A 7,084-nucleotide genomic window follows, 5' to 3' on the forward strand; every position below is an offset into this window, starting at 1 on the left:
CCAGGACAACTTACTCCGAGTAGGTCAGGTTCTTGCCCGACGAGGGGTCGAACAGCTTGACCTTGTCGGCGTCGAACCAGATGTCGACCGGCTGGCCTTCGGCCGCGGCGGAAGCCGCCGAAAGCCGTGCCACGACCGCCGATTCGCCGCCGGGGACGTCATCCGACCCGCTGTCCGCGGCCAGCTCGGCGAGTTCCGAAGACGTCGCCGACTCACCCTCGACCGTGAAGTGCGCGTACTTCTCCGACCCCATCGACTCGAGCACGTCGACGGTCGCCGTGAACGTCGCACCACCCTGCCGCTGAGCGTCGTCGAGCAACGCGACGTCCTCGAAATGCTCAGGCCGGATACCGACGATGACCTCACGCGGCGCGTCGGCCGCCTCAGCGAGCCGCCGGACGCGATCGGTCAGCGCCACGGTCCCGAAAGCGCTCCGCAGCGACCCTTCCTCCAAAGTCGCCGGGACGAAGTTCATCGAGGGCGACCCGATGAACCCGGCGACGAAGAGGTTCGCCGGGTTGTCGTACAGGAACTGCGGCGACCCGATCTGCTGCACATACCCGGCCCGCAGCACGACGACCCGGTCGCCGAGCGTCATGGCCTCGGTCTGGTCGTGCGTGACGTACAGCGTGGTGGTCCCGAGCTGCTTCTGGATCTTCGACACCGACGTCCGCATCTGCCCGCGGAGCTTGGCGTCCAGATTGGACAGTGGCTCGTCCATCAGGAACGCCTTGGGGTTACGGACGATCGCCCGGCCCATCGCGACGCGCTGCCGCTGCCCACCGGACAGGTTCGCAGGCTTGCGGTCCAGGTGCCCGGTCAGGTCGAGGATCTGAGCCGCTTCCTCGACCTTGGCGCGCACCGTCTTGTCGTCCACCTTGGCCAGCCGCAACGGGAACGCCATGTTCTCCCGCACGCTCAGGTGCGGATACAGCGCGTAGGACTGGAACACCATCGCGATGTCGCGGTCCTTCGGTGCCTTCTCGTTGACACGCTTGCCGTCGATGCGCAGCTCACCGCTGGAGATGTCCTCCAGGCCCGCGACCATGTTCAGCGTGGTCGACTTCCCGCAGCCGGACGGGCCGACGAGAATGATGAACTCGCCGTCGGCGATCGTGATGTCCACTTCGGACACGGCGAGCGCGCCGTCGGGGTACTTCTTGGAAACCTTGTCCAGGACGATTTCAGCCATGTCTTACCCCTTCACCGCACCGGACGTCAGCCCCGCCACGATGCGGCGCTGGAAGAACAACACGAAAATGATGATCGGGACGGTGATCACCACGGCTGCCGCGGAGATCGTCCCGGTCGGGTCCTCGAACTGCGAGGACCCGGTGAAGAACGACAACGCGGCCGGCACCGTGCGCGACGCCTCGGTGGACGTCAGCGAGATGGCGAACAGGAAGTCGTTCCAGCAGAAGATGAACACCAGGATCGCCGTGGTGAACACGCCGGGCGCGGCCAGCGGCGCGATCACCTTGCGGAACGCCTGCGCCGGTGTCGCGCCGTCCATCTTCGCCGCTTTCTCGAGCTCCCAGGGGATCTCGCGGAAGAAGGCGGACAGCGTGTAGATCGACAACGGCAGCGCGAACGTGATGTACGGCAGGATCAGGCCGGGCCAGGTGTCGAACAGCCCGAGCTCGCGCTCGATGTTGAACAACGGCGTGACCAGTGAGACCTGCGGGAACATCGCGATCAGCAGCGACAACCCGACCAGCAGCTGCTTGCCGGGGAAGTCGAGCCTGGCGATGGCGTACGCCGCCATCGTGCCGAGCACCACCGCGATCACCGTGGCGATGATCGCGATGCCGATCGAGTTCACCAGCGCTCTGATGAACTCCGTCGTCTGGAAGATGTCGGCGTAGTTCTGCAGTGACCATTCCTTCGGGATGAAACTCCCGTCGGCGATCGTCGCCTTGGTCTTGAACGACAGTGAGATCACCCAGAGCACCGGCACCAGCGCGAACACCAGCACCAGGATGTCGACCAGGCCCCACTTGACCTTGCGGCTCGTCGTGACCGCTCCACCCATCACCATCAGCGCTTCCCCCCTTCGTCCGACCCGGGCGCGGCGGTGCCGAACACCTTGATGAAGATGAACGCGATGATCGCCACCGTCAGGAAGATCAGCACGGCCATGGTCGACCCGATACCGAGGTTCAAGCCCTTCACCAGGTTGTTGTAGGTCTGCATGGATACCGACGCCGTATCTTGCGCGCCTTTGGTGAGCACGAAGATGTTGTCGAAGATGCGGAACGCGTCGAGTGTGCGGAACAGCAGCGCGACCAGGATCGCCGGCTTCATGACCGGCAGCATCACCTTGGTGAACCGCTGCCACGCGGTCGCGCCGTCCATCGCCGCCGCCTTGAGCAGGTCGTCCGGCACCAGCGCCAGCCCTGCCATCAGCAGCAGCGCCATGAACGGCGTGGTCTTCCACACCTCGGCGGCCACGATGACCGCCAGCGACGCCCACTTGTCGGTCAGCACGGCCGTGTCCGAGCCGAACCAGGTCAAGATGTTCGCGAGATAGCCGGTTTTCGGAGTCCACGCGTAGAACCACGAGAACGCCGCGACGACCGTGACGATGCCGTACGGGATCAGCGCGACCGTCCTGATCAAGCCACGCGCGACGAGTGTGCGGTGCATGATCAACGCCAGTGCCATGCCGAGTACGAACTCGATGATCACCGAGACCACCGTCAGCAGCATGGTGATGCCGAACGCCGTCCACCAATAGCTGTTCGTCAGCACCGAGACGTAGTTGTCGAATCCGATGAACTCCTGCTGTGCCGGGAAACGCAGGTCGTAGCGCTGCAGCGAGAGCCAGACCGAGTAGATGATCGGATAACCCGTCACCGCGACCATCACGATGAACGCGGGTGCGCACAGCAACAGGCCGAGTTTGCGCTCGGCCTTCTTTCCTTCGCTGAGCGCGGGTTTCGCCTTCTTGCTGCCCGCCGCGGCGGGAGCCTCCTTGACCGCATGGCTCACGGGATCACCCCTTTCGAGTTCAGCGCGTCGCCGAGCTGGGCACGCAGCTTGTCCGCGGTGGCCTGCGGATCGATGTCCGACGGCGGCGACAGGATCTTCGACATCAGCGTGGACGCGTTCTGGTACGCCGGGGTCAGCGGCCGGACGGCGGCCGACTTCAGCGCTTCCAGAATCGTCATGCGCATCGGGTATTCCGTGTCCATGCTCGGGTTGTCGGCGCTCGCGGGCTTGCTCGCGTCGAGTGGCTTGGTGTCGGTGTAGACCGACTCGATGGTCGGCGGGACACCGGACTTGAGCGCGGAGAACTTCTGGTTGTCCGGGTTACGCAGGCACAACGCGGCCTCGAACGCCTCTGGCTTGTGTTTGGAGTACGTGCTGACCGCCAGGTTCGCGCCACCGATGGTGGTCTTGGCCGGCTTGCCCGCCTCCGCCGCCGGATAGGTCGTCCACTTGAAGTGCGGCAGGTCCGCCTTCTTGTCCTTCGCGTACGCCGCGTAGACGAACGGCCAGTTCAGCTCGAACCCGGCGTTGCCACGCTGAAACGCCTGGCGGACGTCGTCCTCCTGCGAGTTGGTCAGCGACGCGTCGGTGACGTTCGAGGTGGCGATCTTCTTGAGCAGCGCCAACGCCTTGATCGCGCCGTCGTCCATCACCACGGACTTGCCGTCGTCGGAGAGGATGTGCCCGCCGAACGACTCGACGAGGGTGTTGTAGAAGACGACCAGGCCTTCGTACTGCGCGCCGGTGAAGACGATGTTGCCCGGCTTGCCCTGTGCCTTGAGCGCCTGGGCCTGCGAGATCATCTCATCCCACGTCTTCGGCGGCGTCGGGCTGAGCCGGTCGTCGTACCAGAGCAGCTGGACGTTGGTGTTCTTGGTGGCGGCGTAGAGCTTTCCGTTCCACATGGCCGTTTCCTGCGGCCCCGGCAACACTCCCGCGGACGCCTTCTCCTTGTTGGCGCCCGTCCACTCCTCCGCCCAGCCCGCCTCGGCGAATTCGGCGACCCAGGTGACGTCGAGATAGAGGAGGTCGAGTGAGGTGTCGCCGGCGGCGAGCCTGCGCACCATCTGCTCGCGCTGACCGTCCGAGCCACGCGGGAGCTTGTTGTAGACGATCTCGTAGCGGCCTGCCGCCGCCTTGTTGCAATTGTCCACTACGGACTGCAGGTTGTCCTCTGGCGCGTGGTACAGGTTGATCTTCAGCCCACTGTCCGAACCGCAAGCGGTGAGCAGGCTCGCCGCGACGAGCCCGGCGCCCGCCAGCGCCGCGACCCTGCCCGGCGAGCGCCCCCGTTGCTTGCCCGCGATCGCTTTCCCCATCAGGCCTCCTAGCGGCGCGCACGACGAGGCCCGGAGTACTCCGGCAGGCTGAACGATCACCCGCGCCAGCACCCCGACGTGCTAGTGCTCGGGCGGAACGGTGGAGGCCGTCCCGCCCGACTGGTGTGAGCAACCTATTCCGGCCGATCACAGCCCGCAAGCGTCATCCGCAACGATTCAGAGACCTGGTAGTACCGGGGTAGATCATCTCACCCGGTCGAGGGACTGGGCCGCATGGCGAGTTTCGCCAGCAAGTCACGGCCTTGCTCGGCCGTGCGCGGCTGGCACAGCACGTCGTAGCGGCCGGCGACCAGCTGGCTCGCCGAGGAGAAATCGCGGCGGCCTTTGGACATGCTGTACCCGATTGCCGCAAAGACGACGCCGGACAGCACACCGAAGACGAGCCCGGTCAGCATCGGCTGCCAGGCGAATCCCTGGTTGTTGAACATGCCGAGCAGCAGCCCGACCACGAGCCCGAACCAGGCACCGGACACCGCGCCGGTGCCGAGCACCCGTCCCCAGGAAAGCCTGCCGATAACGCGTTCGACCAGCATGAGGTCGACGCCGACGATCGTCACGTCCTCGACCGAGAACTCGCTCTCGGCGAGGTAGTCGACGGCGCGCTGCGCCTCGCCGTAGGTCCCGTACGACCCGATCGGCCAGCCGCTCGGCGGGGTCGGAAGCCGAGGCTGCCCCGCGGGCTGCTTGCCACCAAAGGGACTGCTCAAGCTGACCACCTACGCACTCGTGAGGATTGTGCGTCCCATCCTCTCAAGTCCGGCGCGAGCGTGCGAACCAGGCGTCAGCCGTCCCAGTCCAGCCGCAGCGCGGTGACGTCGACGCCGACCGGCGTCGCCTGGATCCGGGTCGACTCCTCCGGCAGCCGCCAGCGTCCCGGCAGCCGCTCGACCAGCGCCGCGAGCGCGATCTCGGCCTGCCATCTGGCCAGATGCGCCCCGAGGCAGAAGTGGATCCCGTGCCCGAACGACAGCTGCGCGCCCGCGGCCCGCCGAGGGTCGAAGCGGTGCGGATCGGCGAAGACCGCCGGATCGCGATTGGCGGAGATGATCATCGCGACCACCCGCTCGCCCTGGCTGATCGCGTGCCCGCCGATACTCGTCGCGGTGGTCGTGAACCGGTCGGTGCCACCCGACGGTGGCAGGAACCTGAGCACTTCTTCGACGATGCCCGTGACCGGCGCGGCGCGCAGCCACGGATACCGGTCGAGGCACAGCAAAGCGTTCACCAGCAAGGTTTTCGTGGTCTCGTGGCCGTTGATGAGCAGCAGCGCGCAGAAGTCGACCAGTTCGTCATCGGTGAGCCCGCCGGCGGCGAGCAAGGTGCTGATCACGTCGTCGCGTGGCGCCGCCCGGCGTGCTTCGAACAGCTCGCGAAAATAGCAGGCTAGTTCGTCATATGCCTTCTCGAATTCGGCCCGGCGCGAAGGGTCGCGCGCGAACGAACCGGCGAACGAGGTGACCGCCTCCGCCCAGCGCACGAAGTCCGGCTGCCGTGCGGGATCGACGCCCAGCAACGCGGCGATGGTGCTGATCGGCAGCGGATAGGCGAACCCGTCGATGAAGTCCAGGCTGTTCGTCTTGGGTGCGTCGAGCAGATCGCGAACGGTCGCGGCGATGCGTGGTTTCAGCGCCTCGATCGCCCTCGGGGTGAACGCGCGGCTGACGATCTTGCGTTGCCGATGATGCTCGGGCGGGTCGAGCGCGAGCATGGTGCGCAGCAAGGGATTGTCCGCGTGCGGCACGGCCTCGGCGCTGTACCGCAGCTCATCGGACGAGAACGTGGCGTGCTCGGTGAGCACGCGATCGACGTCGGCGTGGCCGTGCACGAACCAGGCGCCATGCTCGAACCGGACCGGCTCACGCAGCCCGTCGCCCGCGGTCCGTTCGTGGAAATCGAAGATCACTTCAGTGCTGGTCATCAGCCGATCGTGACGACGGCGGCGCGGCCATGGCTTGGAGAAAACGGCCATCGGCCAAGGCGCCGGGCAGGCATCCCGCCGACCGCCGGAACTCGGCGAGCAGATGCGGCTGGTCGTAGAACCCATGCCGCGCGGCGATGTCCGCCCAGTGCGGCGGCTTGCCGAGCGTGAGCGATTCGCGGGCCGAGTCGACGGCCCGATGCAACCGGGTCACCCGCAGATAGGCCTTGGGCCGCAGCCCGACGGCCTGACCGAACCGTCGCCGCAGCTGCCGTTCCGAAAGACAGGCCAGGTCCGCGTGCTCGGCGACGGTGAGCTCCGGCCGTGCGTCCATCGCGCGCACCACCCGCAGCATGAGTTCGTCAGGCTCGCGCTTGGGCTCGAGCCGCCCGGCTTCGAGCGCGCGTGCGTCGCGGGCGCCCAGCAACTCCTCGATCGGCGCACCGCCGACCGGGACCTCGTCGGCCGCCACCCCGAACCAGGCCAGGCAGGCACCCGGCCGCAACCGGAAGCCGGTCAGTTTCCCGCCCGGCGGCAGCGACCCCTGCCTGGCGACCTGCTCGGCACCCGCCAGCCAGAGCCCCCTGCCGGGAATGACCAGCAGGTCCACGGCGGGTTCCGGGAGCGACGGCGGAAGCGGGCCCACGTCATCGCGAAGCCAGCGCGCGACCACGTGTGCGCGCAGGCCCGGCGTCGGCGTGAACCCGATCATGCGACCAGCGTAAGTCGTGAGTGTTCCCCCCGGGTATTGACCACGCGGGAACCCAACCACCCCAAAAACACCCACAGGGTACAAGAGAAAAAAAAAAAAAAAAAGGAACCACCAAAGAAGAAA

General features: G+C 66.6%; 7 protein-coding genes. All 7 read right to left on the reverse strand.

Features of this window, described 5'->3' with window-relative positions:
* Positions 1-10: 10 nt before the first annotated feature.
* A complete protein-coding gene (locus ACFV15_RS13780) occupies positions 11-1,192 on the reverse strand; it encodes an ABC transporter ATP-binding protein (protein ID WP_378350576.1) in 1,182 nt (393 codons plus the stop codon).
* A gap of 3 nt (positions 1,193-1,195) precedes the next feature.
* The gene (locus ACFV15_RS13785) at positions 1,196-2,038 is read right to left on the reverse strand and encodes a carbohydrate ABC transporter permease (protein WP_378350577.1); all 843 of its coding nucleotides are present in this window, start codon (positions 2,036-2,038) and stop codon (positions 1,196-1,198) included.
* Positions 2,038-2,991, reverse strand: coding sequence for a carbohydrate ABC transporter permease (locus ACFV15_RS13790; RefSeq protein ID WP_378350578.1), 954 nt, complete (start codon positions 2,989-2,991; stop codon positions 2,038-2,040). The genes ACFV15_RS13785 and ACFV15_RS13790 overlap by 1 nt, the downstream gene beginning before the upstream one ends.
* Positions 2,988-4,310, reverse strand: coding sequence for an ABC transporter substrate-binding protein (locus tag ACFV15_RS13795; protein ID WP_378350579.1), 1,323 nt, complete (start codon positions 4,308-4,310; stop codon positions 2,988-2,990). The genes ACFV15_RS13790 and ACFV15_RS13795 overlap by 4 nt, the downstream gene beginning before the upstream one ends.
* A gap of 209 nt (positions 4,311-4,519) precedes the next feature.
* Positions 4,520-5,038, reverse strand: coding sequence for a general stress protein (locus ACFV15_RS13800; protein WP_378350581.1), 519 nt, complete (start codon positions 5,036-5,038; stop codon positions 4,520-4,522).
* Between the two features lie 74 nt (positions 5,039-5,112).
* Complete coding sequence (locus ACFV15_RS13805) at positions 5,113-6,249, reverse strand: cytochrome P450 (RefSeq protein ID WP_378350582.1); 1,137 nt, start codon at positions 6,247-6,249, stop codon at positions 5,113-5,115.
* The gene (locus ACFV15_RS13810; protein WP_378350583.1) at positions 6,236-6,961 is read right to left on the reverse strand and encodes a helix-turn-helix transcriptional regulator; all 726 of its coding nucleotides are present in this window, start codon (positions 6,959-6,961) and stop codon (positions 6,236-6,238) included. Before ACFV15_RS13810 ends, ACFV15_RS13805 begins: the two co-directional genes overlap by 14 nt.
* Positions 6,962-7,084 lie beyond the last annotated feature (123 nt).

Origin of the sequence: Amycolatopsis sp. NPDC059657, assembly GCF_042734395.1 — a bacterium.
Lineage (GTDB): Bacteria > Actinomycetota > Actinomycetes > Mycobacteriales > Pseudonocardiaceae > Amycolatopsis.

Coding starts and splice junctions, on each gene's coding strand:
- ACFV15_RS13795 (WP_378350579.1), bottom strand. CDS start 4,310: ATGGGGAAAGCGATCGCGGGCAAGCAACGGGGGCGCTCGCCGGGCAGG.
- ACFV15_RS13810 (WP_378350583.1), bottom strand. CDS start 6,961: ATGATCGGGTTCACGCCGACGCCGGGCCTGCGCGCACACGTGGTCGCG.
- ACFV15_RS13805 (WP_378350582.1), bottom strand. CDS start 6,249: ATGACCAGCACTGAAGTGATCTTCGATTTCCACGAACGGACCGCGGGC.
- ACFV15_RS13780 (WP_378350576.1), bottom strand. CDS start 1,192: ATGGCTGAAATCGTCCTGGACAAGGTTTCCAAGAAGTACCCCGACGGC.
- ACFV15_RS13785 (WP_378350577.1), bottom strand. CDS start 2,038: ATGGTGATGGGTGGAGCGGTCACGACGAGCCGCAAGGTCAAGTGGGGC.